This is a genomic window from Acidovorax sp. Root219 (assembly GCF_001428665.1).
Lineage (GTDB): Bacteria > Pseudomonadota > Gammaproteobacteria > Burkholderiales > Burkholderiaceae_C > Acidovorax.
Genome location: NZ_LMIJ01000007.1, coordinates 151,165 through 174,521, shown reverse-complemented (window position 1 = coordinate 174,521; position 23,357 = coordinate 151,165). Strand labels below are relative to the sequence as shown.

The window sequence follows — 23,357 nt, the reverse complement described above, 5'->3', positions numbered from 1 at the left end:
CTGCGCTGTGGGCGCACGCAAGGGGATGACCCGCACTGGGGCGGGGTGGTTCAGCATCGCCCGAATCGGCCATTTTCTCATGGATGGGCAGGGAGGCCTGCAATGCCCCTTGCCCTTGTGAAAACGGCCGCAGAACAGGGCCGCAGGATGGCTCAGCCTCTCAGCAAGACAGGTGCCCTTCGATCAGCCGCGCCACCGCTTCGGGCTGGTCATGGTGCAGCATGTGGGCGGCGTCCTGCACCACGGCCGTGCGGCAATTGCGCACGTGGGTCAGGCGCTGGTGGTATTCGCCCAAGTCGTAGCGGCCCTTCCACCACTGGCCCAGGCTGTCGTCGCTGGCCTCCACAGCCAGCACCGGCGCGGAGATGCGCTCGTACAGGGCCAGGGCTTCGTCGAGCCGGTACAGCTGCGAGCTTGTGATCTTGTGCGCCGGGTCGCCCAGTATCTCCCACCGGCCTTGTGCATTGGGCTCTGCCCAGTGCTGGGCCAGCCAGTCGGCCTTGTCCTGTGACAGGCGCGGGTTGGTCTTCATCAGGCGCTGGGCCACGCCGTCCACGCCCCCGTAGGCCTTGAGGGCCATGTCGCCCGTCTGCAGCTTCTTGATCTCGTCGATCCACTGGGCATAGCGCTTGGGCGCCTGCTCGGGCTTGGTGGCGGGCATGCCGAAGCCCTCCAGGTTGACCAGGCGGCGGATGCGCTCGGGCCGCACGCCCGCATACATCATGGCGATGTTGCCGCCCATGCTGTGGCCCACCAGGTCCACCGGCTGGTCGCCCACGTAGTGGTCGAGCAGCAGGTCCAGGTCGGCCAGGTAGTCGGGAAAGGTGTAGTGGTCGCAGGGCGTGGGCACTTTGCTCAGGCCGAAGCCGCGCCAGTCGGGGGCGATGATGTGCCGGCCATCGGCGAACGCGGCCGAGAACGCATCCACAACGAACTGGTAGGAGGCGCCCACGTCCATCCAGCCGTGCACCAGAACCAGCGGGGGCCTGACCTTGTCGCTCGATGCCTCGCCCCAGTGGCGGACGTGGTAGTTCAGGGTGCGGATGGGGACGAACTCGCTGCGCGAGGTGCGGACGGTGGAATACATGGACGAGCGATGTGAAAGGGTGAACAGGCGTTGCGGCTATGGTACGTCGGCAGCCTGGCGGTGGTGGCTGCGGGGTTGTCGCATTGGCGCCTGCCGAGCCATGGGTATGGAAATTGCTGAGGTTGACGCAAATCAAAGCGGTGCGCTCCGATGCGTGCTGCGCCCCCACCCACGCCGAGGTCCTGCCTGATGGTTCCCATGTCTGCCCTGTCCCTGGATCTGTCGGCGCTGCAGCAGCGCCCGCTGTTCACGTCGGACCTGCGGGTGGACTCCCATGACCTGGTGGCGCGCGAGTTCTCGGACCATGGGCTGAAATGGTGCGGCGGGCCGGTGGCCACCTCGCTGTCCAAGGTGCGGGTGCGCCAGCTGCAGCTGTTCATGCTGCAATACGGTGCGGAGGTGGAAATCCGCCCACGCCCCTTCGACGACTTCGTGCTGGTGCATCTGTCGCTCTCGGGCACGGCCGAGATGGTGTCCGATGGCGTTCCCATCCGCCTGCCCGCAGGCGCCGCCGCGCTCATCGCGCCGCGCCACAACCTGCACATGCGCTGGCAGCAGGGTGCGCGCCAGCTCATCCTCAAGGTGCCGTGCCAGTTGCTGCGCGCCTGGGCGCCCGAGTCGCTGGTGGGTGATTCGACCTTCGTGCACCCGCTGCTGCCGCTGAGTGCGGGGCAGGGCCAGCAGTGGCACTTTCTCATGCAATCGCTGCTGCACGTGAGCCAGCAGGCGGTGGAGAGCACCGCGCATGCGCGCTGGGTGGACCACATGGAAAGCAACGTGGCGCTGTTCCTGGCCTCCTGCGCGCAGAGCGTGCCGGTGCCTGCGGCGCCCATGGTGCCCTTGCTGGACGCGGGTGCCGGCAACCCCTTGCCAGGCGCGCATGGCGATGTGCGCCGGCTCGACCGGCTCGACGCTTACATGCGCAGCCGCCTGTGCGCGCCCGTGGCGCTGGAAGACCTGGCGCGTGCCGCCGGTGTCAGCGTGCGCGGCCTGAACATGCTGTGCCAGCGCCACCATGGCGAATCACCCATGGCGCTGCTGCGCAACATGCGGCTTGATGCCGTGCGTGCACGGTTGCAGGAGCGCCCCGGGCACTGCGTGACCGATGCGGCGCTGGAGTTCGGCTTCGGCCACCTGGGCCGTTTTTCGAGCTACTACCGCGAGCGCTTTGGCGAGCTGCCGAGCCAGACGGCCGGTAGCTGACGCCTTCCGCCTGCCACGGCCCGCGTGGACTGCGATCTGCGCAGCCCCTGTGTGCGCAGATGCGTGCGCCATCTGCCTCCGATCCGTTCCGTATCCTCCACATTTGCAAGAACCGGACAGCGTTGGCGCCTTGCGTGCCGATACTGGATAGCGGCTCAGGGCGGTCGTTTCTAGCATGGAGGCATACCAATCGAAGAGGTCTTGCCCATGTCCGAAACCACCGTTGTCGCTGTTGCGCCGCCCATCTCGCTCAAGGCGCAGCGGCAGGTGCATTTTCCGCAGCCCGATGGCTCCAGCGTGCCCTACCGGGTGTTCAGCTCGCAGGAGGTGTACGACCGCGAGCAGGAGCGCATCTTCCGCGGCCCGGTGTGGAGCTTTCTGGGGCTGGAGGCCGAGATTCCGAACGTGGGCGATTTCAAGTCCACCTTCGTCGGTGATACCCCCGTGGTGGTCACGCGCACGGCCGAGGGGCTGGCCTGCTGGGTCAACCGCTGCGCCCACAGGGGCGCCATGGTGTGCCGTGAAAAGCGCGGCAACGCCGCCAGCCACACCTGCGTGTACCACCAGTGGAGCTTTGCGGCCAACGGCGACCTGCAGGGTGTGCCGTTTCGCCGCGGCCAGAAGGGCATGGTCGGCATGCCCAAGGATTTCAAGACCGAAGAGCACGGCCTGCAGAAGCTGCGCGTGGACAGCTACAAGGGCCTGCTGTTCGCCACCTTCAGCGAGGACACGCCGCCGCTGCCTGAATACCTGGGCGAGCAGATGCGCCCGTGGATCGACCGCATCTTCCACAAGCCCATCGAGTACTTGGGCTGCACGCGCCAGTATTCCAAGTCGAACTGGAAGCTGTACTTCGAGAACGTCAAGGACCCCTACCACGCCAGCCTGCTGCACCTGTTCCACACCACCTTCAACATCTTCCGCGTGGGGATGAAGGCGCGCTCCATCCCCGATGCGAACCATGGCCTGCACAGCATCATTACCGTGACCAAGCCTGAGGTGGAGACGGACACCGCCGCCGCCTACAGCGCGCAGAACATCCGCTCCATGGACGAAGGCTTCGAACTTGAAGAGCCTGCACTGCTCGGCCAGATCCAGGAGTTCGACGAGATGACCACCAACCACATCCAGCCCATCTTTCCGCAACTGGTGGTGCAGCAGATCCACAACACGCTGGTGGCGCGCCAGCTGCTGCCCAAGGGGCCGGGCAACTTCGAGCTGGTGTTCCATTTCTTCGGCTACGCCGACGACACGCCCGAGCTGCGCGAACTGCGCATGCTGCAGGCCAACCTGGTGGGGCCCGCGGGCTACATCTCGATGGAAGACACCGAGGCCACCGAGCTGGTGCAGCGCGGCACGGTGCGCGACGGCGACAAGCACTCCTACATCGCCATGGCGCGCGAGGCGCCCGAGCAGATGGACACCGTGATCACCGAGAACCTGATCCGCCGCTTCTGGGTGGGCTACCAGGGACTGATGGGTTACTGAAGGACCGCACGCCATGACCACGATGACCACCCCTACCGCCCCCATCGAGATCAGCCGCCAGGAGCGCCTGCAGCTGTGGACCGAGCTCTTGGAGCTGCAGCACCGCTACGTGAGCGCGCTGGACAACAACCGCCTTGAAGAGTGGCCGGGATTTTTCGTCGAAGAGGGCCGCTACGAGATCATTCCCAAGGAGAACTTCGACGCAGGCTTTCCCGCGCCCATCATGTACTGCCGCAACGCCGGCATGCTGCGCGACCGCGTGCTTTCGCTGCGCAATGCCAACATCTTCGAGGACCACGTCTACCGCCACGGCACCTCGGGGCTGGTGATCACGGCGGTGAAGGACGGCGTGGTGCACACCCAGTCGAGCTACGTGGTGGTGATCACCGGCACGGCCGGCGAGTCCAGCGTCTACCAGGCCGGCACCTACCTTGACGAGGTGGTGCAGCACCAGGGCGAGTGGCGCTACCGCAGCAAGCGCGTGGTCTACGACACCTCGCGCGTGGCCACCTTGCTCGCCACCCCCATCTGAGGCCCTGCCATGCAAACAAGCACCGAAAACGCACCTGATCGGAGCGCAGCGCTCGCCGATGGCATAGCCGCGTGGCACGACGTGGGCGAACCCGAGGATTTTCCCGACGGTGCCGTATGGCCCGTGGTGGTGGATGGCCTGCCCGTGGCGGTGTTCCGCGACGGGGAAGGGCTCTTTGCCCTGTACGACCTGTGCACCCATGGCGCCGCCAAATTGTCGGATGGCTGGGTGGAAGACGGCTGTGTGGAATGCCCCTTGCATCAGGGCACCTTCGACATCCGCACGGGGGCGCCTTGCAGGGCACCGGTCACCGAAGCGGTGCGCACATTCCCGGTGCGCGTGGTGGCAGGGCGTGTCGAAGTGGGGCTTTGACACCCGCATCCGCAGCGCTCCCGGTTTTTTGGTTTTCCTTTTGTTGATGGATAAGGATTGAAGATGGCACAACTCTCCCGCACCTCGCTTCGCAACCGGCTCGAAGTAGTCGCTCTGGCCGCACTGGCCACTTTGGCGGCCTGCGCAAGCTTCACAGCAACGGCGCAGCAGGGCCCCATCAAGGTCGGCATGGCGCTCGACATCTCGGGCCCGTTCGCCGGCCCCGGCGCCGATGCGCGCGACGGCTTCAACCTGGCCATCAAGAAACTGGGCGGCAAGCTCGGTGGCCAGCCGGTGGAGTTCGTGCAGACCGACATGGCCGGCAGCCCCGACCAGGCCAAGCAGCTGGTGGACCGCTTCGTGCAGCGCGAGAAGATCGACCTGTTCACCGGCCCCATCGCCTCCAATGTCGCGCTGGCCGTGGCACCCACGCTGTTCGCGGCCAAGGTGCCCTACCTGTCGAACAACGCCGGCCCGAGCCAGTTGGCCGGTGCGCAGTGCAATGCCTACTTCTTCGGCACCGCCTACCAGAACGACCAGTACCACGAGGCCGCGGGCCAGTTCGCGGCCGACCGCGGCTTTGGCCGCATGGTGCTGATCGCTCCCAACTACCCTGCCGGCAAGGACGGGCTCACGGGCTTCAAGCGCAAGTTCAAGGGCACGGTGGCCGACGAGATGTACACCAAGGTCGGCCAGATCGACTATGCAACGGAGCTGGCGCAACTGCGCGCCGCCAAGCCCGAGGCGGTGTACTTCTTTTTGCCCGGTGCCATGGGCATCAACTTCATCAAGCAGTTCGTGGGTGCGGGGCTGTCCAAGGACATCATGCTGGTGACCAGCGGCTTCTCAGCCGACGAGGACATCATCGGCGCGGTGGGCGAGCCCATGCTGGGCCTGTTCAACACCTCGCACTGGGCGCATGACCTGGACAACGCGGCCAACAAGGCCTTCGTGGCCGCCTTCCGCAAGGAATACGGCGGGCGCTACCCGTCGATCTACGCTGCGCAGGCCTTCGACGTGATCAGCGCCATGGACTCGGCCGTCAAGGCCGTGGGCGGCAAGGTGGCCGACCGCGAGGCCCTGGTCAAGGCCCTGGCCAAGGCGCAGTTCCCCTCGGTGCGCGGCAGCTTCCGCTATGCCAACAACCACTACCCGGTGCAGAACTTCTACCTGCGCACCATCGGCAAGAACGCCGAAGGCCGCGTGACCAACAAGACCATCAAGACGGTGCTGGAGAACTACGGCGACGCTTTCTCCGCCCAGTGCCCGCTGAAGTGACCTTGCCACGATTGCCCCTGCGCAGCCCCTTCACGCCATGAATCCGATCCTCGTCATCGAGCAGTTGCTCAACGGAGCCGGCTATGGGCTCATGCTCTTCCTGATCGCAGCGGGCCTGACCCTGGTCTTCGGGATCATGGACGTGATGAACCTCTCGCACGGCTCGCTGTTCATGGTGGGCGCCTACGTGGCGGCCACCGTGCATGTGCACAGCGGTTCGTTCGCGGGGGCGGTGCTGGTGGCGATGGCCGCCACGGTGCTGGTGGCCGTGCTGTTGGAGGTGACGCTGATGCGCCGCCTCTACGGGCGCGATCACCTGGCCCAGGTGCTGGCCACCTTCGGCGTGATCCTCGTGGCCGACGATGCGGTGAAGATGATATGGGGCCCATCGCCGGTAATGGCGCCCACGCCCGCCCTGCTGTCGGGGCCGGTGGAGCTGTTCGCCGGGCTGCCTTACCCCTCGTACCGGCTGGTGGTGCTGGCGGCCGGGGTGCTGGTGGCGGGCCTGTTGTACTTGCTGGTCAACCACAGCCGCGTGGGCATGCTGGTGCGTGCGGGGGCATCGGACCGCTGGATGGCCGAGCTGATGGGCGTGCGCGTCAAGCGCGTGTTCAGCGGCATCTTCGTGCTCGGGGCGGCGCTGGCCGCCCTGGCGGGGGCTCTCATGGGCCCGCTGATGGCGGTGCAGGTGGGCATGGGCGAGGCCATTCTGATCCCGGCGCTGGTGGTCATCGTCATCGGGGGCATCGGCTCGGTGCGCGGGGCCTTCGTGGCTGCGCTGCTGGTGGGGCTGGTGGACACCATCGGCCGCGCCTTCTTGCCGCTGCTGCTGCGCGCCACCCTGCCACCCGCCGTGGCCGCCGACCTGGGCCCGCTGTGCGCCGAGGTGGCCATGTACGCCCTGATGGCGGCGGTGCTGAGCTTTCGCCCTGCGGGGCTGTTTTCTGCCAAGGCCTGAGCCACCATGTCCGCTTCCCTGACTTCTTACCTGCCTGCGGACTCCGCCGTGTCGCGCTGGCGCGGCGCAGTGCTGCCGCTGGCCTTGCTGGTGGCGCTGGCGCTGTTCCCGCTGGTGGCTTCGGCCCTGGGCCTGGATTTCTATATCGGCTTCGTGCGCCGGGTGCTGGTGGTGGCGCTGGCCGCCGCCAGCCTGAACTTCATCATGGGCTTTGGCGGCATGGTGGCGCTGGGGCATGCGGGCTTCGTGGGCGTGGGCGCCTATGCGGTGGTGGTGCTCAGCGATGCGGGCGCCACCTCGGCCTGGGTCGTCTGGGGCGCTGCCATGGCTGCTGCCGCGCTGGTGGCGGCGCTGGTGGGCGCCATCTCGCTGCGCACCAAGGGCGTGTACTTCATCATGATCACGCTGGCCTTTGCGCAGATGCTGTACTTCGTGTTCGTCTCGCTGCGCAGCTATGGCGGCGACGACGGCTACAGCCTGCCCATGCGGCCCACGCTGGGCCTGGGCCTCGATGTGATGCACGAGCCCACGCTGTACTGGGTGGTGCTGGCCCTGGTGGCGCTGGTGCTGTGGTGGCTGGACCGGGCCACGGCCTCGCGCTTCGGCGCGGCGCTCGCGGGCATCCGCGACAACGAAACCCGCATGCGCGCCCTGGGCTACCCGGTGTACCTGCTGCAGCTGGCGGCCTTCACGCTGGCCGGTGCCATTGCCGGCCTGGCGGGCGCGCTGCTGGCCACGGGCAACAGCTTCGTGAGCCCGTCGATGATGCACTGGACGCAATCGGCCACGCTGATCGTGATGGTCGTCATCGGCGGCCTGGGCCGGCGCTGGGGCGGCCCGGTGGGGGCCGCCGTGTGGCTCACGCTCGAAGAGGTGCTCAAGCTCAACACCGACTACTGGCACATGCCGCTGGGCGTGTTGTTGATCGCCACCGCGCTGTATGCGCCCAAGGGCCTGGCCGCGCTGGCAGACCTGCGCACAAGGAGCCCGCGATGAGCCTCTTTCAAGTGCAGGGCCTGGTCAAGCGCTTTGGCGGCCTGCTGGCCACCGACCATGTGGACCTCTCGGTGGCGCACGGCGAGGTGCATGCCCTCATCGGCCCCAACGGCGCCGGCAAGACCACGCTGGTCAACCAGATCTCGGGCCTGCTGGCGCCGGACGAGGGCCGGGTGCTGCTCGATGGCGCCGACATCACCGCGCTGCCCATGCACCGCCGCGTGGCCAAGGGGCTGTCGCGCTGCTTCCAGGTGACGCGCATCTTTCCGCAGCAGACCGTGCGCGACAACCTGCTGCTGGCCGTGCAGGCGCACAGCGGGTCGAGCTTTCGCTTTGTGCAGCCGCGCTCGCAGGCGCGCGACCTGTACGAGGCCGCCGACCGCCTGGCCGAGCGCGTGGGGCTGCAGTCCAGCATGGGCGAGGTGGCGGGTGCCCTGCCGCACGGCGCGCAGCGCACGCTGGATGTGGCGCTGGCGCTGGCCTCGGCCCCCAAGCTGCTGCTGCTGGACGAGCCCATGGCCGGCATGGGGCCTGACGAATCGCTGCAGATGGTGCAGCTCATCGAAACCCTGCGCAAGGACATGGCGGTGCTGCTGATCGAGCACGACATGGAGGCCGTGTTCCGCCTGGCCGACCGTATCTCGGTGCTGGTCTATGGCCGGGTGCTCACCGCCGGAACGCCCGACGAGATCCGCAACAACGCCGAGGTGCAGGCCGTGTATCTGGGCACCGAAACCCTGGAGACGACCCCATGAGCGCCCCCGAGCCACTGCTGAGCTGCCAGGGCCTGGAGGCCGGCTACGGCGTGAGCCAGGTGCTCTTCGGCATTGACCTCGATATCGCCGCAGGCGAGGTGGTGTCCCTGCTCGGTCGCAACGGCATGGGCAAGAGCACCACCATCAAGACCCTGGTAGGGGCCTTGCGCCCCACGGCCGGCGGCATCCGCTTCGCGGGGCAGGCTACCGGGGCGATGAAAAGCGACGCCATCGCCCGCCTGGGCCTGGCCATCGTGCCCGAGGGGCGCCACGTGTTCCCCAACCTCACGGTGCGCGAGCATCTGCTGGCCTTTGCCGACCACCGCAACGGCCTGCGCGATGCCTGGGATATGGAGCGCATCTATGGGGTGTTCCCGCGCCTCAAGGAGCGCCAGAACCACCTGGGCAACCAGCTCTCGGGTGGCGAGCAGCAGATGCTGGCCATCGGCCGGGCGCTGTCGACCAACCCGCGCCTGCTCATCCTGGACGAGGCCACCGAGGGCCTGGCCCCGGTCATCCGCGAGGAGATCTGGCGCTGCCTGGCCACGCTCAAGGCCGCCGGGCAGACCATTCTGGTGGTCGACAAGTACGTGCACCGCCTGGTGGGACTGGCCGACCGCCATGTGATCCTGGAACGCGGGCGCGTGGTCTGGCAGGGCGATTCCGCCGCGCTCAATGCCGACCGCAGCCTGTGGTCGCGCTACCTCACCGTCTAAGCCACCAAGGGTTTCCCATGCAGATGATCGAAGAGGTCGGCGCAGCCGTGGCCGAAGTGCCTGTGCATGCCATCACCCTGTTACCTTCGGGCAAGGCCTTCACCAGCCAGGCGGGCGAAAGCGTGCTCGATGCCGCCCTGCGCCAGGGCATCTTGCTGCCCCACCAGTGCAAGACCGGCACCTGCGGCGCCTGCCGTGCCCGGGTGGTCGGTGGCAAGGCGGCGTGCCTGCCCGGCGCGCAGCCTGCTGCCCTGGCGCCGGACGAAGCCGGGCAGGGCGTATACCTGCTGTGCTGCACGCAGGCGAAAAGCGACCTGCGCATCGAATGCGCCGAGATTCCCCACATCCCCGGCATCGCCGTGCGCAAGCTGCCGGTGCGCGTGGTGGCCATGGAGCGCCTGGCGCCCGATGTCATGCGCGTGCAGCTGCAGCCCCCGGCAGGCCAGCGCCTGCACTATGCCGCCGGGCAGTATGTGGACGTGCTGCTGCCTGGCAACCGCCGGCGCAGCTACTCGCTGGCCACGCCGGCCCGTGACGGGCAGGAGCTGCTGGAACTGCATATCCGCCACCTGCCGGGCGGCCTGTTCACCGACCAGGTGTTCGGCAAGCTCAAGGTGCGTGACGTGCTGCGCATCGAGGGACCGTTCGGAACCTTCGGCATGCACGATGGCGCATCGCAGGCGCCGGCCATCCTGCTGGCCAGCGGGACCGGCTTCGCGCCCGTGAAAGCGCTGGTGGAGCAATTGCTTGCAGCCGGCAGCGAACGCCGCGTGCACCTCTACTGGGGCGGCCGTGCGCGGGCCGATCTGTACCTGCACGGCCTGTGCCTGGAGTGGGAGCAGGCCCTGCAGGGCCGCCTGAGCTATGTGCCCGTGCTGTCGGATGCGCCCGAGGCCGATGCCTGGGCCGGCCGCACCGGCTGGGTGCACCAGGCCGTGCTGCAGGACCATGCGGACCTGTCGCAGCACGAGGTGTATGCCTGTGGTGCCCCGGCCATGGTGGATGCTGCCCGGCACGACTTCGCCGCGCTGGCGGGCATGCGGCCCATGGCGTTCTTTGCCGATGCCTTCGTGGCGCAGCCGGGGTGAGCCGGATTCAGTGGGGCTGGCCGTTGCGCTGGCGGGTGTCCGACGGGGTCTCGCCAAAGCGCCTGCGGTAGCCCTCGGCAAAGTGGCCCAGGTGAAAGAAGCCGTAGCGCGCCGCGATGTCCGAGACCTGCGGCGCACGCTCTGCCAGAGAGGGCTGTTGCAGTGCCGCGCGCGCCGCATCGAGCCGCAACTCGCGCAGGAAGGCCATGGGGCTCTTGCCTGTGCACTGGGCAAACGTCTGCTGCAGCGACCGGGCGCTGACGCCTACATGCGCGCACACCTCGGCCAGGGTGATGGGCAGCTCCAGCCGGCTGTGCATGAACTCCTGCGCGCGCTTGACCACGCGCGGCAGCACCACGGGTGCGCTGCCCGGCATGGCCGTGCCGGCCGCCAGGGCCTGTGAATAGTTGTGCTGCGTGGACAGCAGCAGGCTGGTGAGCAGATGGTTTTCGGCCTGTTCGGCCAGCACCGGGTGGCCCAGCAGGAAGGCATTGGTCTCCACCGCCGATCGCAGGTAGGCGATGAAGCTGGCCATGCCCATGAGCGCGGGCTGGGCCAGGTCCACCCCGAGCTCGAACACCAGAGGCTGCTGCACCGGTGCCTGCAGCAGGGCCGACAGGCGGGTATGCAAGGCCTCGCGGTCGATCTTGACGATGAACTGCGGGCTGTCCTCGTGCCAACGCATGGACAGCGGCTCGGTGGGCGAGGGCAGCGAGGCCATGAGCGCATGCGATTCCACCGCCTGGCCGCCGCAACGCACCGTGGCGCCACCGCGCAGCGGTATCTGCAGCAGGTAGAAGCCGCCCAGGTGGCCCGGCTCGATGCGCACGGCCGGGCCGTACTGCACGTAGTTCAGGCTGGCATCGCGGTGCAGGGGCACGCTGTGGTGGCAGGCATCGAGCTGCGCGCCCCGGTGCAGGGTCGCCAGCTCGTGCGGGCAGAACACGCGGCCAACGAACTCGCGCGCCTCGTCCAGGTCGTGGCTGTCGAACAGGCGAAAGCGCTCCAGCGGTAGCGGGTGCGCGGTGCTGCTCTGCTGGGCGGTGTGCATGCGGTTCGGCCGGTGGGGTGTTGGTTCTTGGGCAAGCACGAAACACGCCACGGCAGGGGGCGCGAAAACATGCGTTTGCGGGATACGCCCTGCGCTTTCGGGATGCGGATGCGCGGGCTGCCTTTCTATTCTTGTGCAGGCCCCGGGTGCTGCGCAAGAGCGTTAGCACCCGGGTGCACAGGGCGGATGTGACGGCGTGTTACCGCTGATGCACTGCAACATGTTTCGGACAACACAGGAGTCAGCATGGTCCAGGGATTCGACAGCATGCGCGGCAAGAGCGCGATCGTGACCGGGGGCGCCACCCTCATCGGCGCCGGGGTGGTGCGTGCCCTGCACCAGGCTGGGGTGCGGGTGGTGGTGGCCGACATCAACGCCGAGGCCGGGCAGGCGCTGGCGGACGAGCTGGGGGTCGGGGTGCTGTTCAGCCGTACCGACATCACCGATGACGCCCAGGTGGCCGCCTGCGTGGCCCTGGCCGCCGAGCGCCACGGCGGGGTGAACTACCTGGTGAACCTGGCCTGCTCGTACCTGGACGATGGCATCGCCTCGCCGCGCGAGGACTGGCTGGCCTCGCTCAACGTCAACCTGGTCAGTGCGGTGATGGTGCTCAAGGCCGTGCGCCCGCATTTCCAACAGGCCGGGGGCGGGGCGGTGGTCAACTTCACCAGCATCTCCTCGGGCGTGGCGCAGACCGGGCGCTGGCTGTACCCGGTGGGCAAGGCGGCTATGGTGCAGCTCACGCGCAGCATGGCCATGGACCTGGCGGCCGAGGGCGTGCGCGTGAACAGCGTCTCGCCCGGCTGGACCTGGTCGGCCATCATGGACCAGCTCACCGGCGGCGACCGCGCCAAGACCGACCGCGTGGCCGCGCCCTTCCACCTGCTGCGCCGAGTCGGCGACCCGGCCGAGGTGGCCAATGTGGTGCTCTTCCTGTGCTCGGACCTGGCCAGCTTCGTGACCGGTGCCGACTATGCATGCGACGGCGGCTACTCCGCCATGGGGCCCGAGTCGCACGAGCCCGCCATTCCCAAACTCATGTCCTGAAGGAGCGCCACCATGACCAGAACCGTAGGCATCATCGGTGCCGGCTTTGCCGGCCTTTCCACCGCCAAGGTGCTGCGCGCCTTCAGCTTCGAGGTGACGGTGTTCGAGAAGGAGCCCGACGTGGGCGGCGTCTGGGCTGCTTCGCGCCGCTACCCGGGCCTGACCACGCAGAACCCGCGCACTACCTATGCGCTGTCGGATTTTCCGATGCCGGCCAGCTACCCCGAGTGGCCTTCGGGCCAGCAGGTGCAGGCCTACCTGCAGTCGTATGCCGAGCACTTCGGACTGGTGCCGCACCTGCGCATGTCCACCACGGTGGAGAGCGCCGTGCTGGACGAAGAGGCCGGCGTGTGGACCCTGAAGGCGCGCCGAGCAGCAACCGGCCAGGGCGGCGCCTTGCCGGCCGAGGTGCACCGCTTCGACTACCTGGTGGTGTGCAACGGCATCTTCAGCGAGCCGGCCGTGCCGCAGTACCCGGGCGCGGATGCATTCGTGGCTGCTGGCGGGCGCGTGTGCCATACCAGCCAGTTCAACGACGCGAACGAGGCGCGCGGCAAGCATGTGCTGGTGGTGGGCTACGGCAAATCGTCGTGCGACGTGGCCAATGCCATCGCGGCCGACAGCGCCAGCACCACGGTGCTCGCGCGCCAACTGATCTGGAAGATCCCGAAGAAGTTCATGAACGTGCTGAACTTCAAGTTCCTGCTGCTCACGCGCATGGGCGAGGCGCTGTTCAAGTACATCGAGCCCAAGGGGTTCGAGAAATTCCTGCACGGCCCGGGCTTGCCGGTGCGCAACTCCATGCTGGGCAGCGTGGAGTCGGTGGTCACGCGCCAGCTCAAATTGCGCGAGATCGGCCTGCACCCGGGAACGCCGCTCGAAACCATCGCCCGCAGCACCGTGAGCCTGGTGACCGACGGCTTCTACGAGAAGGTGGCTGCCGGCGAATTGGGTGTGCGCAAGGGCGTGAGCATCCGTACGCTGCAGCCCCGCCAGGCCGTGCTGAGCACGGGCGAGACGGTGCCCGCCGACCTCGTGGTCTGCGGCACGGGCTGGCACCAGCAGGTGCCGTTTCTGGACAGCAGCGTGCTGCAGCGCGTGACCGATGCGCGCGGCAACTTCCGGCTGTACCGCTCCATTTTGCCCGTGGGCATGCCGCGCCTGGCGTTCAACGGCTACAACTCCTCGTTCTTCAGCCAGCTCAACTGCGAGATCGGTGCGCTATGGCTGGCCAACCACCTGCGCGGCGGGCTGCAGCTGCCACCCCCAGACCAGATGAACGCGCAGATCGACCGGCGCCTGGCCTGGATGGAGGAGCGCACCGACGGCAAGCATTCCAAGGGCACCAACATCATCCCGTTCTCGGTGCACAACATCGACGAGTTGCTGCAGGACATGGGTTTGCCCCTGCGCGTGCTCACCCGCTTCAAGCAGTGGCTGGGGCCGGTGGACCCGGCGGACTATGCTGTGGTCACGCGGCAACTGCTGGCGCGGCATGCCGGCGCATCCCCTGCGGCTGGTGCGTCGCAGGCCGTGCCCGGTGCTACCGCTTCCTGAAACTCCCTCGAACCCAAGACCACAAGGAACCCTACCATGCCAGGACAATGGACCACGCTCGACGCCGCAGACGGCAGCGGCAGCTTTCGCGCCTACCTTGCCACCCCCGCCAGCGGCAGCGGCCCGGGGCTGGTGCTCGCGCAGGAGATCTTCGGCGTGAACGCCACCATGCGCGATGTGGCCGACTACTACGCCGAGGAAGGCTACGTGGTGCTGGTGCCCGACCTGTTCTGGCGCCAGGAGCCGGCCGTGGAGCTCGATGCTGCCAGCGACATGCCGCGCGCCTTTGGTCTCTACCAGGGCTTTGATGAGGCCAAGGGCGTGCAGGACCTGCAGACGGCCATCACGGTGCTGCGTGCCCGCCCCGAGGTCCGCGCGCAGGGCGGCAAGGTGGGTGTGCTGGGCTTCTGCCTGGGCGGCAAGCTGGCCTACCTCGCGGCGTGCCGCACCGATGCCGACGTGGCCGTGGGCTACTACGGCGTGGGCATCGAGGCCGCGCTGGCCGAGGCCACGGACATCCAGTGCCGCCTGGTGCTGCACATCGCCGAGCTCGACGGCTTTTGCCCGCCGCCCGCGCGCGAAGCCATCGTGCAGGCCCTGTCGGGCCGCGAGAACGTGGAGCTGTACGTCTACCCCGGCACCGACCACGCATTTGCGCGGGTGGGCGGCGACCATTTCCACAAGCCATCGGCCCTCATGGCGCACCAGCGCAGCGTGGCCGCGTTGCGGCGCGCAATGGGCCCGCACTACGATCTGTCAGCCCTGTGGGACAAGCACTGCGAATACGAGTTCGCCACGCGCGACGTGGACGCCACCATGTCCACCATGGTGGCCGAGCCCTATGTGAACCACATCCCCACCATGACGGGCGGCGTGGGCTACCGCCACCTGCACGACTTCTACACGCGCCACTTCGTCAACAGCAACCCGCCCGACACCAGCCTGACCCCCATCTCGCGCACGGTGGGCGCCACGCAGGTGGTCGATGAGATGCTGTTTTGCTTCACCCACACCACCGAGATCCCGTGGATGCTGCCCGGCGTGGCGCCCACGGGCCGGCGTGTGGAGATACCGCTGCTGGCGGTGGTGAAGTTTCGCGGCGACAAGCTCTACCACGAGCACATCTACTGGGACCAGGCCAGCGTGCTGGTGCAGGTGGGGCTGCTGGACCCCAAGGGTCTGCCCGTGGCGGGGGTGGAGGCGGGGCGCAAGCTGCTCGATGAAACGCTGCCGTCGAATGGGCTGATGGAGCGTTGAATGCAGGGGGTCTTCTCGTTCTAGGTGATAACCCGACAGGCCGTGCGACTGATGTACCGCATCAGAAACAATGATTGGCGGCCGGTGACCGGGCCGCCTACATTGGGGCCACTAGAACATAGAGGAGACATCCATGCAGCGCATTCTTTGTGCGGGGGCCCTGGCCGCCGGTTTGTTGTGTGCCGTGCAGGGCGCCCAGGCGGGCACCGTGACGGTGCTCACGTCCTTTCCCAAGGAACTCACCACCGCGTACCAGAAAGCCTTCGAGGCCAAGAACCCGGGCATCAAGATCGAGATCCTGAACAAGAACACCACGGCGGCGATTGCCTATGTGCGTGAGCTGCCCGAGGGCCAGCGGCCCGACATCATGTGGGCCTCGGCCCCCGATGCGTTCGAGGTGCTGGCCCGCAACAAGCTGCTGCAGGCTGCACCGGACACCAAGAACCCCGCCGCGCCGGCCAAGATCGGCAACTACCCGCTCAACGACCCGCAGGGCCTGTACTACGGCCAGGCGCTGGCGGGCTACGGCATCATGTGGAACACCCGCTACCTGCAGGCCAACAAGCTGCCTGCGCCCAAGGCGTGGGCCGACCTCACGCGCCCTGAATACTTCGGCCACGTGGCCATCTCCTCGCCATCGCGCTCGGGCACCACGCAGCTCACGGTGGAGACGATTTTGCAGGGCGAGGGCTGGGACAAGGGCTGGGCCCAGTTGCTGGCCATGATGGGCAATGCCGCCGCCGTGACCGACCGCAGCTTTGCCGTGCCCGATGGCGTGAACAACGGCCAGTACGGCATCGGCATCGTGATCGACTTCTTTGGCCTGGCGGGCAAGTACTCGGGCTTTCCGGTGGATTTCGTCTACCCGGCCATGACGGCCGTGGTGCCAGCCAACATCGCGTTGATCGCGGGCGGCAAGAACACGGACGAGGCCAAGAAGTTCATGGCCTTCAGCATGTCCACCGAAGGGCAGCAACTGCTGTTCGATCCCAAGATCAGCCGCCTGCCCATCCTGCCCTACAGCAGCCTCAAGGCACCCGCAGGCTACCCCGTGCCGCAGGAGGTGGCGCAGCGCGCCAAGGTGCAGTTCGATGCCGTGCTGTCCGAGAACCGCTACCAGGTGGTGACCAGCCTGTTCGACCAGATGGTGACCTTTCGCCTGAAGGAGCTGCAGGCCGCCACCCGCGCCATCCATGATGCGGACAAGGCCTTGAAGGCCAAGCCCAACGCCAAGGGCGCCGAATTGCTGCAGCAGGCGCGCAGCCTGGCCTTCACCTCGCTGGTGGGCGAGGCCAATGTGAAGAACGAAGAGTTCCTCGAACTGTTCCGCAAGAACCGGCGCGATGTGGCGGTGTCCAAGCAGCTCACGGGGCTGGAGCAGCTGTGGGCCACCAAGGCGCGCGAGAACTATGACCGCGCGCGCACGCTGGCCCAGCAAGCACAGGGCATGGCCAAGTAAGAAGACGGCACGCACTCCACACCACAACCCGGCGCAATCGCGCCCAAGGCGCCCTGCAGGGGCGCCGGGAAGCCACCACCATGTCTGCTGTCTACTCCGAACCCGGCGCCGCCGGGCCCGGTGCGGCCCGCCCGCGCCTGTTGCATGCCCTCACGGGCGTGGGCCCCTGGATCGCCTTCGGGCTGATCCTGGCCTTCCTCTTGCTGTTCTTGCTGATCCCCGTGGGGCTGGTGGTCTATACCGCCTTCATCAACGAGACGGGCGCGCTCACGCTGGGGCACTTCGCCAACTTCTTCGAGCAGTCGGTGTTCCGCGAGTCGTTCTTCAACAGCCTCGTGGTCTCGCTGGCCAGCGTGTTCTTTGCCAGCCTGATCGCCGTACCACTGGCCTACCTCACGGTGCGCTTCGAGTTCCGCGGGGCACTCTTGATCCAGACGCTGGGCGTGCTGCCGCTGATCATGCCGCCCTTCGTCGGGGCGGTGGCGCTGCAGCTGATCTTCGGGCGCAATGGGTCCCTCAACCTGCTGCTCAATGAGTATTTGGGCTTCACCATTCCCATCATGGATGGCCTGGTGGGCGTGACCTTCGTCGAGAGCATCCACTACTTTCCGTTCATTCTGCTGAACCTGGTGGCGTCCATGCGCAACATCGACGGGGCCATGGAAGAGTCGGCCCTGAACCTGGGCGCGCGCGGCTGGCGGCTGTTCCGCCGGGTGATCTTTCCGCTGGCCATGCCCGGCTACCTGGCCGGTGCGGCCCTGGTCTTCGTGAAGGTGTTCGACGACCTGGGCACGCCGCTGGTGATGGGCGTGACCAACATGCTCGCGCCCCAGGCCTACCTGCGCATCACCTCGGTGGGCATCGACGACCCGCTGGGCTATGTGATCAGCGTGATCATGATCGCGTTCTCCATCCTCGCGTTGTGGATGGCGGCGCGCGTGATGAAGGGCAAGGATTACGCCACCCTGCAAAAGGGCGGCAGCTCGCTGCAGCGCAGGCGGCTGTCGGCCTGGGAGTCGGTGCTGGCCTATGGCTGGATAGGGCTCATCCTGCTGGTCACGCTGGCGCCGCACATCGGCATTTTGCTGATGTCGTTCTCCAAGGTGTGGAGCTTCTCGGTGCTGCCCGATTCCTACACGCTGGAGCACTACGCCACGGTGTTCACCGACTCCAAGCAGATGATAGGCAACACGCTGCTGTACTGCTTCATCGCGGCGGGGCTGGACGTGGTGATCGGCACCTCGATCGCCTACCTGATCCTGCGCACGCAGCTTCCGGCCCGCCGCTGGCTCGACTACCTGGCGTCGGCTGCGCTGGCCATCCCGGGGCTGGTGCTGGCCATTGGCTACCTGCGCATGTTCAAGGGTGTGAACCTGCCCTTCACCGACACGCCGATGGTCACCACCTGGGTGCTGATCATGCTGGCCTATGCCGTGCGGCGCCTGCCGTATGCGCTGCGCTCGTGCATGGCGGCGCTGCAGCAGGTGCATGTGTCGCTGGAAGAGGCGGCGCAGAGCCTGGGGGCGTCGCGCCTGTCCACCATCCGCCGCGTCATGGTGCCGTTGATGATGGGCGGCATTCTCGCGGGCTTCGTCACCAGCTTCATCACGGCGGCGGTGGAGCTTTCGGCCACCATCCTTCTCTCGTCGGCACAAAGCCAGGCGCCCATGAGCTACGGCATCTACCTGTACATGCAGAGCATCTCGGGCCGCGGCCCGGGCGCGGCGCTGGGTGTGCTGGCCGTCGTGGTGGTGGGGCTGGGTACCTATTTCTCGCACCGCTTCGTGGAGCGCTCGCGCACCACGGTGCAGGCCAAACAGGGGTGAACATTCCATGCATCTGAACAAAGTCTCTCTCGACGCCCGGCACATCAGCCTGAGCTATGGCAGCACCGAGGTTCTGCGCGACGTCAACCTGCGCATCGAACCCGGCGAGTTCTTCGCCCTGCTGGGCCCTTCGGGCTCGGGCAAGTCGACCCTGCTGCGCCTGATCGCAGGCTTCAACCAGCACCAGCGCGGCGAGCTGCTGGTGGACGGGCAGGACATCACCGGCACGCCGCCACACGCGCGCAACGTGGGCATGGTGTTCCAGAACTACGCGCTGTGGCCCCACATGACGGTGTGGGACAACGTGGCCTTCGGCCTGGTGGAGCGGCGCGAGACCAAGGATGCCATCCGCCGCAAGGTGGGCGCGGTGCTGGAGCTGGTGGGCCTGGGTGACTACGCGCAGCGCCGGCCCGGGCAGCTCTCGGGTGGGCAGCAGCAGCGCGTGGCGCTGGCGCGCACCGTGGTGATCGAGCCCAAGCTGCTGCTGCTCGACGAACCCCTGTCCAACCTGGACAAGCAGTTGCGTGTGCAGATGCGCGAGGAGCTCAAGAACCTGCAGCGCAAGCTCGGGCTGACCACGATCTTCGTCACCCACGACCAGGAGGAGGCCATGACCACGGCCGACCGCATGGCCGTGCTGGACAAGGGCATCCTGCAGCAGGTGGGGGCCGCCACGGGGCTGTACGACTTTCCCATCAACCGCTTCGTGGCGGGCTTCGTGGGCACGGCCAACCTGCTCGAGGGGCAGGTGGTTTCCGTGGGCGGCGAGACGCTGGTGTTCCGCGTCGATGGCCTCGGAAACCTCACGCTGCCCCGGCCGGCCGACCCGCCGGCCGTGGGCGCTGCGGCCATGGCCTTCCGCCCGCACCAGGTGAGCATCCGCGTGCGCGACGAGCAGGTCGATGCCTCGCGCCTGTGGCTCAACGGTCTGGTGGAGAGCGCCGAGTTCCTGGGCGAGTTCTCGCGCTACCGGGTGCGCGTGGGGGAGGTGGCCATGGTCACCGACCAGCCGCACTATGCCGGGCTGGCCATGTTCGCGCCCGGCTCGGAGGTACGCCTGGGCATCGAGCCCACGCAGGTGCGCTTTCTGGACCAGTAAGAAGGTGTGACCACGCCACAATGCAGCCCGATGCCTGAACCTTTCTTCTTCTTCTGCTTCTCCGTGGCCTGACAGGCATGGAGATCTACCAACTGCGTGCCTTCGTCACGGCGGCCAAGCTCGGCCATGTGACGCGCACCGCCGAAGCGCTGCACCTGACCCAGCCGGCCATCACCGCCCAGATCAAGGCTCTGGAAGAGGAACTGGGCGTGGCCCTGTTCGACCGGCGGCCGGGCCGTATCAGCCTCACGCGGGCCGGCGAGGCCTTGCTGTCCGATGCCGAGAACGTGCTCACGGCCGCCGGGCACCTGCTGGGCAAGGCGCGCGACCTGCAGGGCGAGGTCACCGGCTCGCTGACCCTGGGCACGGTGGCCGACCCCGACACCCTGCGCCTGGGCTCGCTGCTCGGCGCGCTGGTGCGCACCTTGCCGTTGCTGGAAATACGCACGCGCAATGGCCCGGCCGAAGAACTGCGCGAGCAGGTCGCGGCGGGGCTGCTGCAGGGTGCCTTCTACATCGGCCCCAACATCCCGCGCGAGGTGATGGGGCTGGCGCTACAGACCATCCACTACCGCATTGCCGGACCGGCCAGCCAGGCGCCGCAGGTGCTGCATGCGGGCTGGCGCGACATCGCTGACATGCCCTGGATCGGTGCGCCGCCGCTGCACCATGTGCAGACGCTGATGCGCGACATGTTCGCGCGCCAGGGGCTCACGCCGCACCAGGTGATCGAGTCCGACGAGGTCTCTTTGCCGCAAAGCCTGGTGCGCGCCGGCGTGGGCCTGTCGCTGCTGCGCGAGGACGTGGCGCTGCCCGCCAGCGAGCGCGGCGAGGTGGTGATCTGGCCGCATGCCCGGGTGGGGGCGCTTCTGAGCTTCATCTATCCGCGCGCGGCCGAGCACGACCCGGCCATCGTGGCCACGCTGCAGTTGCTGCGCAGCGTCTGGGGTCTGTCGGGGTAAGGGCTGTGGGTGGTCAGGCCCTGGCCTGCAGACTTTGCCGGCAACCCGTAAACTGCGCAGCTTGCCAACGGAGTCCGCATGAAAACCATCCAGCTCGGTCAGAGCGATCTGCACGTCACCCCCATTTGCCTGGGCACCATGACCTTTGGTGAACAGGTCAACGAATCCGATTCCCACGACATCCTCGCCCGTTCGCTGGCCCGGGGCGTGAACTTCATCGACACCGCCGAGATGTACGCGGTGCCCGCCAAGGCCGAGACCTTTGGTGCCACCGAGACCATCATCGGCAACTGGTTCGCGAAGAACCCGGGCGCGCGTGAGAAGCTGGTGGTCGCCACCAAGGTGGCCGGCCCCTCGCGCGGCATGCCCTGGGTGCGTGAAGGCAAGGGCCTGACGCCTCAAGACATCGTTGCATCTTGCGAAGGCAGCCTGCGCCGCCTGCAGACCGACGTGATCGACCTCTACCAGATCCACTGGCCCGAGCGCCATGTGCCGGCTTTCGGCACCATGTACTACGACCCGGCCAAGGAAACCTCGGAGACGCCGATTCACGCCCAGCTGGAAGCCCTGGCGGGCCTGGTCAAGGCGGGCAAGGTGCGCTATGTCGGCCTCTCCAACGAGACCGCCTATGGCGTGCACGAATTCGTGCGCCTGGCCGAGCAGCATGGCCTGCCGCGCGTGGCCACCGTGCAGAACCCCTACTGCCTGGTCAACCGCACCTGGGAAAACGCGCTGGACGAGACCTGCCACCGCCTGAATGTGTCGCTGCTGGCGTACTCGCCTCTGGCCTTCGGCCTGCTCACAGGCAAGTACGACGACAGCGGCACCACCGGCCCCGACGCTCCCAAGGGCGCGCGCATCTCGTCCTACGAATCGGTGCGCAAGCAGCGCTGGGGCCGACCCGAGTCGCTGGTGGCCGCGCGCCGCTACAACGCGCTTGCGCGCGACAACGGCCTCACTCCCACGCAACTGGCGCTGGCGTTCTGCTACACCAAGTGGCAGGTGGCCAGCACCATCATCGGCGTGACCTCGGTGGCGCAGCTGGAGGAAGACCTGAACGCCTGGGGCACGGAACTCTCCCCCGAGCTGCTCAAGGCCATCGACGCCATTCGCCTGGAGCTGCGCGACCCGGCATTGTGATGGCATGGTGACGGTCCGGCCGTCACCATGCCTTCAAGGTGCGGTGGTTTCGGCGGTCAGCGCGCCTTCCTTCCAGGGCACGCCACCGGGCTCGCCCAGGTCCCAGAACAGGCCCGCCATCACGGCCAGGCCTTCGCGGGCCACGCTGGCCAGCAGGTGCTCGTTGGGCGCATGCTGGGCACAGGCCGGGTACGAGTGGGGCACCCACAGCGTGGGCAATCCCAGGTCGTCCGCGAAGATGTCGTTGGGCAAAGAGCCCGCCAGGTTGGGCAACAGCGTGGCCGGGCTGCCTGCGCTGGTCTGCATGGACGCCAACGCCCAGTCCACCCAGGGGTTGTGCAGGTCCAGGCGCGTGGCGCCGCACTGCATCCCGAGTTCGATCTCCACGTCGGCAAAGCCGTGTGCGTCCAGGTGGGCGCGCACGATGTCCTTGAGGTTTCTCCAGTTCGTGCCGACCACGAAGCGCAACTGGCAGTGCGCCACGGCGCTGGAGGGAATCGCATTGACGGGGCGCGCGGGCAAGCCTGCGCCCAGGGCCAGCACCTCCAGCGTGTTCCAGCCCACGAGCTGCTCGGCCGAGGTCAGGCCCGGTTCGCCCCAGCCCGGCGTCAGGGCTGGGTCGTCGGCGCCGCCGCCGATCACCACGTCTTTCAGGGCGGTGCGCAGCTTCTCGGGCAGCGGTGGGGGCAGCAGGCCGGGCACGAGCATGCGGCCACGGGCGTCCACCATGCTGGCCACTGCATGGGCCAGTACCGTGGCGGGGTTGGAGAGCACGCCGCCCCAGTTGCCCGAATGGTAGGCCTTGGGCCGGCTGCTCATCTTGAGCGAGAAATTGATGGCGCCTCGCGAGCCCAGAAACAGCGTGGGCCGGGCCGCGTTCACGCGCGGGCCGTCGCTGGCGATGAAGAGATCGGCCCTGAGGGCCTCGCGCTGCTGCTGGCAGAAGGCCGCCAGGCCCGGTGAGCCGGCCTCCTCGCCCATCTCCATGAGCAGGGTCACGTTGTAGCCCAGGCGCCCCTGGCGGGCGGCGATGGTCTGTGCCAGGGCCGCGAGCACCACCGTGTGCTGGCCCTTGTTGTCGGCCGTGCCGCGGCCGTACCAGCGGTCCCCTTCGATCTTCAGTTCCCAGGGCGACAGGCCTTCGCGCCAGTTGGCGTCCTGCCCGTTGACCACGTCGCCATGGCCGTAGGTGAGCAGCGTGGGCAGATCGGGCGACTCCACGCGGCGCGCCAGCAGCACCGGGCCACCGCGTGCGTCGGGGTTGTCCAGCACCTCGCAGGCAAAGCCCAGCGGTTCGAGGCCGGGCACGATCTCGTCGGTCAGGTACTGGCGCAGGGCGGGGGCGCCAGGCTGGCCGGTGTCGCTCTCGGTGCGCCAGCCCACGCGGCGGCGCAGGTCGGCCTCGAAGCTGCCGCCGTCGAAGTGGTGCTGGACGCTGGCCAGCAGTTGTTCGCGGGATGGGTTCATCGTCGTTGTCGTCATGCTG

At 67.7% G+C, this 23,357-nt stretch carries 21 protein-coding genes; 18 read left to right on the top strand and 3 right to left on the bottom strand.

All coding sequences use genetic code 11. The features are described from left to right. Positions 1-160 precede the first annotated feature (160 nt). Positions 161-1,087 (bottom strand): alpha/beta fold hydrolase, encoded by a 927-nt coding sequence (locus tag ASE28_RS07180; protein ID WP_057203627.1) that lies wholly within the window; start codon positions 1,085-1,087, stop codon positions 161-163. Between the two features lie 198 nt (positions 1,088-1,285). Between ASE28_RS07180 and ASE28_RS07175 the strand changes: the two genes are divergently transcribed. The 10 genes from ASE28_RS07175 (at position 1,286) to ASE28_RS07130 (ending at position 10,473) form a co-directional block, all read left to right on the top strand. Further along, on the top strand, positions 1,286-2,290 hold the full coding sequence (locus ASE28_RS07175) for an AraC family transcriptional regulator (protein WP_082607969.1): 1,005 nt from the start codon (positions 1,286-1,288) through the stop codon (positions 2,288-2,290). Positions 2,291-2,497: 207 nt separating this feature from the next. Continuing rightward, positions 2,498-3,778: an anthranilate 1,2-dioxygenase large subunit AndAc gene (gene andAc / locus ASE28_RS07170; RefSeq protein ID WP_057265831.1), complete on the top strand. Its 1,281-nt coding sequence runs from the start codon at positions 2,498-2,500 to the stop codon at positions 3,776-3,778. A 13-nt stretch (positions 3,779-3,791) separates the two neighbouring features. Next, entirely contained in the window at positions 3,792-4,310 is a 519-nt protein-coding gene (gene andAd, locus ASE28_RS07165) for an anthranilate 1,2-dioxygenase small subunit AndAd (protein ID WP_057203624.1), read from the top strand. A 9-nt stretch (positions 4,311-4,319) separates the two neighbouring features. After that, positions 4,320-4,682 (top strand): anthranilate 1,2-dioxygenase ferredoxin subunit AndAb, encoded by a 363-nt coding sequence (gene andAb, locus ASE28_RS07160; RefSeq protein ID WP_057203623.1) that lies wholly within the window; start codon positions 4,320-4,322, stop codon positions 4,680-4,682. 63 nt (positions 4,683-4,745) lie between these two features. Further along, complete coding sequence (locus tag ASE28_RS07155; protein ID WP_157412596.1) at positions 4,746-5,960, top strand: ABC transporter substrate-binding protein; 1,215 nt, start codon at positions 4,746-4,748, stop codon at positions 5,958-5,960. 37 nt (positions 5,961-5,997) lie between these two features. Next, positions 5,998-6,918, top strand: a complete 921-nt coding sequence (locus ASE28_RS07150) for a branched-chain amino acid ABC transporter permease (protein ID WP_057265829.1) — start codon at positions 5,998-6,000, stop codon at positions 6,916-6,918. Between the two features lie 6 nt (positions 6,919-6,924). Further along, a complete protein-coding gene (locus tag ASE28_RS07145; protein ID WP_057265827.1) occupies positions 6,925-7,914 on the top strand; it encodes a branched-chain amino acid ABC transporter permease in 990 nt (329 codons plus the stop codon). Continuing rightward, complete coding sequence (locus ASE28_RS07140; protein ID WP_057265825.1) at positions 7,911-8,669, top strand: ABC transporter ATP-binding protein; 759 nt, start codon at positions 7,911-7,913, stop codon at positions 8,667-8,669. Before ASE28_RS07145 ends, ASE28_RS07140 begins: the two co-directional genes overlap by 4 nt. Continuing rightward, positions 8,666-9,385, top strand: a complete 720-nt coding sequence (locus tag ASE28_RS07135; protein WP_057265823.1) for an ABC transporter ATP-binding protein — start codon at positions 8,666-8,668, stop codon at positions 9,383-9,385. The genes ASE28_RS07140 and ASE28_RS07135 overlap by 4 nt, the downstream gene beginning before the upstream one ends. A gap of 17 nt (positions 9,386-9,402) precedes the next feature. Next, the gene (locus ASE28_RS07130; RefSeq protein ID WP_235514705.1) at positions 9,403-10,473 is read left to right on the top strand and encodes a CDP-6-deoxy-delta-3,4-glucoseen reductase; all 1,071 of its coding nucleotides are present in this window, start codon (positions 9,403-9,405) and stop codon (positions 10,471-10,473) included. Between the two features lie 7 nt (positions 10,474-10,480). Here the strand turns inward: ASE28_RS07130 and ASE28_RS07125 are convergent, their stop codons facing one another. Continuing rightward, positions 10,481-11,524, bottom strand: coding sequence for an AraC family transcriptional regulator (locus tag ASE28_RS07125; RefSeq protein WP_057265821.1), 1,044 nt, complete (start codon positions 11,522-11,524; stop codon positions 10,481-10,483). Positions 11,525-11,770: 246 nt separating this feature from the next. Between ASE28_RS07125 and ASE28_RS07120 the strand changes: the two genes are divergently transcribed. The 8 genes from ASE28_RS07120 (at position 11,771) to ASE28_RS07085 (ending at position 21,871) form a co-directional block, all read left to right on the top strand. Then, entirely contained in the window at positions 11,771-12,571 is an 801-nt protein-coding gene (locus ASE28_RS07120) for an SDR family oxidoreductase (protein WP_200961145.1), read from the top strand. 12 nt (positions 12,572-12,583) lie between these two features. Continuing rightward, positions 12,584-14,128, top strand: a complete 1,545-nt coding sequence (locus ASE28_RS07115; protein ID WP_057265819.1) for an NAD(P)/FAD-dependent oxidoreductase — start codon at positions 12,584-12,586, stop codon at positions 14,126-14,128. 36 nt (positions 14,129-14,164) lie between these two features. Continuing rightward, positions 14,165-15,385 (top strand): dienelactone hydrolase family protein, encoded by a 1,221-nt coding sequence (locus tag ASE28_RS07110; protein ID WP_057265817.1) that lies wholly within the window; start codon positions 14,165-14,167, stop codon positions 15,383-15,385. Between the two features lie 133 nt (positions 15,386-15,518). Further along, entirely contained in the window at positions 15,519-16,844 is a 1,326-nt protein-coding gene (locus ASE28_RS07105) for an ABC transporter substrate-binding protein (RefSeq protein WP_057265815.1), read from the top strand. Between the two features lie 80 nt (positions 16,845-16,924). After that, positions 16,925-18,670: an iron ABC transporter permease gene (locus tag ASE28_RS07100; RefSeq protein WP_057265813.1), complete on the top strand. Its 1,746-nt coding sequence runs from the start codon at positions 16,925-16,927 to the stop codon at positions 18,668-18,670. 13 nt (positions 18,671-18,683) lie between these two features. After that, positions 18,684-19,769, top strand: coding sequence for an ABC transporter ATP-binding protein (locus ASE28_RS07095; RefSeq protein ID WP_200963917.1), 1,086 nt, complete (start codon positions 18,684-18,686; stop codon positions 19,767-19,769). Between the two features lie 77 nt (positions 19,770-19,846). Further along, positions 19,847-20,731: a LysR family transcriptional regulator gene (locus tag ASE28_RS07090; protein ID WP_057265809.1), complete on the top strand. Its 885-nt coding sequence runs from the start codon at positions 19,847-19,849 to the stop codon at positions 20,729-20,731. A 78-nt stretch (positions 20,732-20,809) separates the two neighbouring features. Continuing rightward, the gene (locus ASE28_RS07085) at positions 20,810-21,871 is read left to right on the top strand and encodes an aldo/keto reductase (protein WP_057265807.1); all 1,062 of its coding nucleotides are present in this window, start codon (positions 20,810-20,812) and stop codon (positions 21,869-21,871) included. Between the two features lie 33 nt (positions 21,872-21,904). Here the strand turns inward: ASE28_RS07085 and ASE28_RS07080 are convergent, their stop codons facing one another. After that, positions 21,905-23,338: a M20 family metallopeptidase gene (locus tag ASE28_RS07080; protein WP_057265805.1), complete on the bottom strand. Its 1,434-nt coding sequence runs from the start codon at positions 23,336-23,338 to the stop codon at positions 21,905-21,907. Positions 23,339-23,357: the final 19 nt, after the last annotated feature.

What these genes read in the sequence shown, in the direction of transcription:
- ASE28_RS07150 (WP_057265829.1), top strand. Translation starts at nt 5,998, where the DNA reads ATGAATCCGATCCTCGTCATCGAGCAGTTGCTCAACGGAGCCGGCTAT.
- andAd (WP_057203624.1), top strand. Translation starts at nt 3,792, where the DNA reads ATGACCACGATGACCACCCCTACCGCCCCCATCGAGATCAGCCGCCAG.
- ASE28_RS07180 (WP_057203627.1), bottom strand. Translation starts at nt 1,087, where the DNA reads ATGTATTCCACCGTCCGCACCTCGCGCAGCGAGTTCGTCCCCATCCGC.
- ASE28_RS07140 (WP_057265825.1), top strand. Translation starts at nt 7,911, where the DNA reads ATGAGCCTCTTTCAAGTGCAGGGCCTGGTCAAGCGCTTTGGCGGCCTG.
- andAb (WP_057203623.1), top strand. Translation starts at nt 4,320, where the DNA reads ATGCAAACAAGCACCGAAAACGCACCTGATCGGAGCGCAGCGCTCGCC.
- ASE28_RS07100 (WP_057265813.1), top strand. Translation starts at nt 16,925, where the DNA reads ATGTCTGCTGTCTACTCCGAACCCGGCGCCGCCGGGCCCGGTGCGGCC.
- ASE28_RS07110 (WP_057265817.1), top strand. Translation starts at nt 14,165, where the DNA reads ATGCCAGGACAATGGACCACGCTCGACGCCGCAGACGGCAGCGGCAGC.
- ASE28_RS07105 (WP_057265815.1), top strand. Translation starts at nt 15,519, where the DNA reads ATGCAGCGCATTCTTTGTGCGGGGGCCCTGGCCGCCGGTTTGTTGTGT.
- ASE28_RS07135 (WP_057265823.1), top strand. Translation starts at nt 8,666, where the DNA reads ATGAGCGCCCCCGAGCCACTGCTGAGCTGCCAGGGCCTGGAGGCCGGC.
- ASE28_RS07155 (WP_157412596.1), top strand. Translation starts at nt 4,746, where the DNA reads ATGGCACAACTCTCCCGCACCTCGCTTCGCAACCGGCTCGAAGTAGTC.
- ASE28_RS07125 (WP_057265821.1), bottom strand. Translation starts at nt 11,524, where the DNA reads ATGCACACCGCCCAGCAGAGCAGCACCGCGCACCCGCTACCGCTGGAG.
- ASE28_RS07090 (WP_057265809.1), top strand. Translation starts at nt 19,847, where the DNA reads ATGGAGATCTACCAACTGCGTGCCTTCGTCACGGCGGCCAAGCTCGGC.
- ASE28_RS07115 (WP_057265819.1), top strand. Translation starts at nt 12,584, where the DNA reads ATGACCAGAACCGTAGGCATCATCGGTGCCGGCTTTGCCGGCCTTTCC.
- ASE28_RS07085 (WP_057265807.1), top strand. Translation starts at nt 20,810, where the DNA reads ATGAAAACCATCCAGCTCGGTCAGAGCGATCTGCACGTCACCCCCATT.
- ASE28_RS07145 (WP_057265827.1), top strand. Translation starts at nt 6,925, where the DNA reads ATGTCCGCTTCCCTGACTTCTTACCTGCCTGCGGACTCCGCCGTGTCG.
- ASE28_RS07120 (WP_200961145.1), top strand. Translation starts at nt 11,771, where the DNA reads ATGGTCCAGGGATTCGACAGCATGCGCGGCAAGAGCGCGATCGTGACC.
- ASE28_RS07080 (WP_057265805.1), bottom strand. Translation starts at nt 23,338, where the DNA reads ATGAACCCATCCCGCGAACAACTGCTGGCCAGCGTCCAGCACCACTTC.
- ASE28_RS07130 (WP_235514705.1), top strand. Translation starts at nt 9,403, where the DNA reads ATGCAGATGATCGAAGAGGTCGGCGCAGCCGTGGCCGAAGTGCCTGTG.
- andAc (WP_057265831.1), top strand. Translation starts at nt 2,498, where the DNA reads ATGTCCGAAACCACCGTTGTCGCTGTTGCGCCGCCCATCTCGCTCAAG.
- ASE28_RS07175 (WP_082607969.1), top strand. Translation starts at nt 1,286, where the DNA reads ATGTCTGCCCTGTCCCTGGATCTGTCGGCGCTGCAGCAGCGCCCGCTG.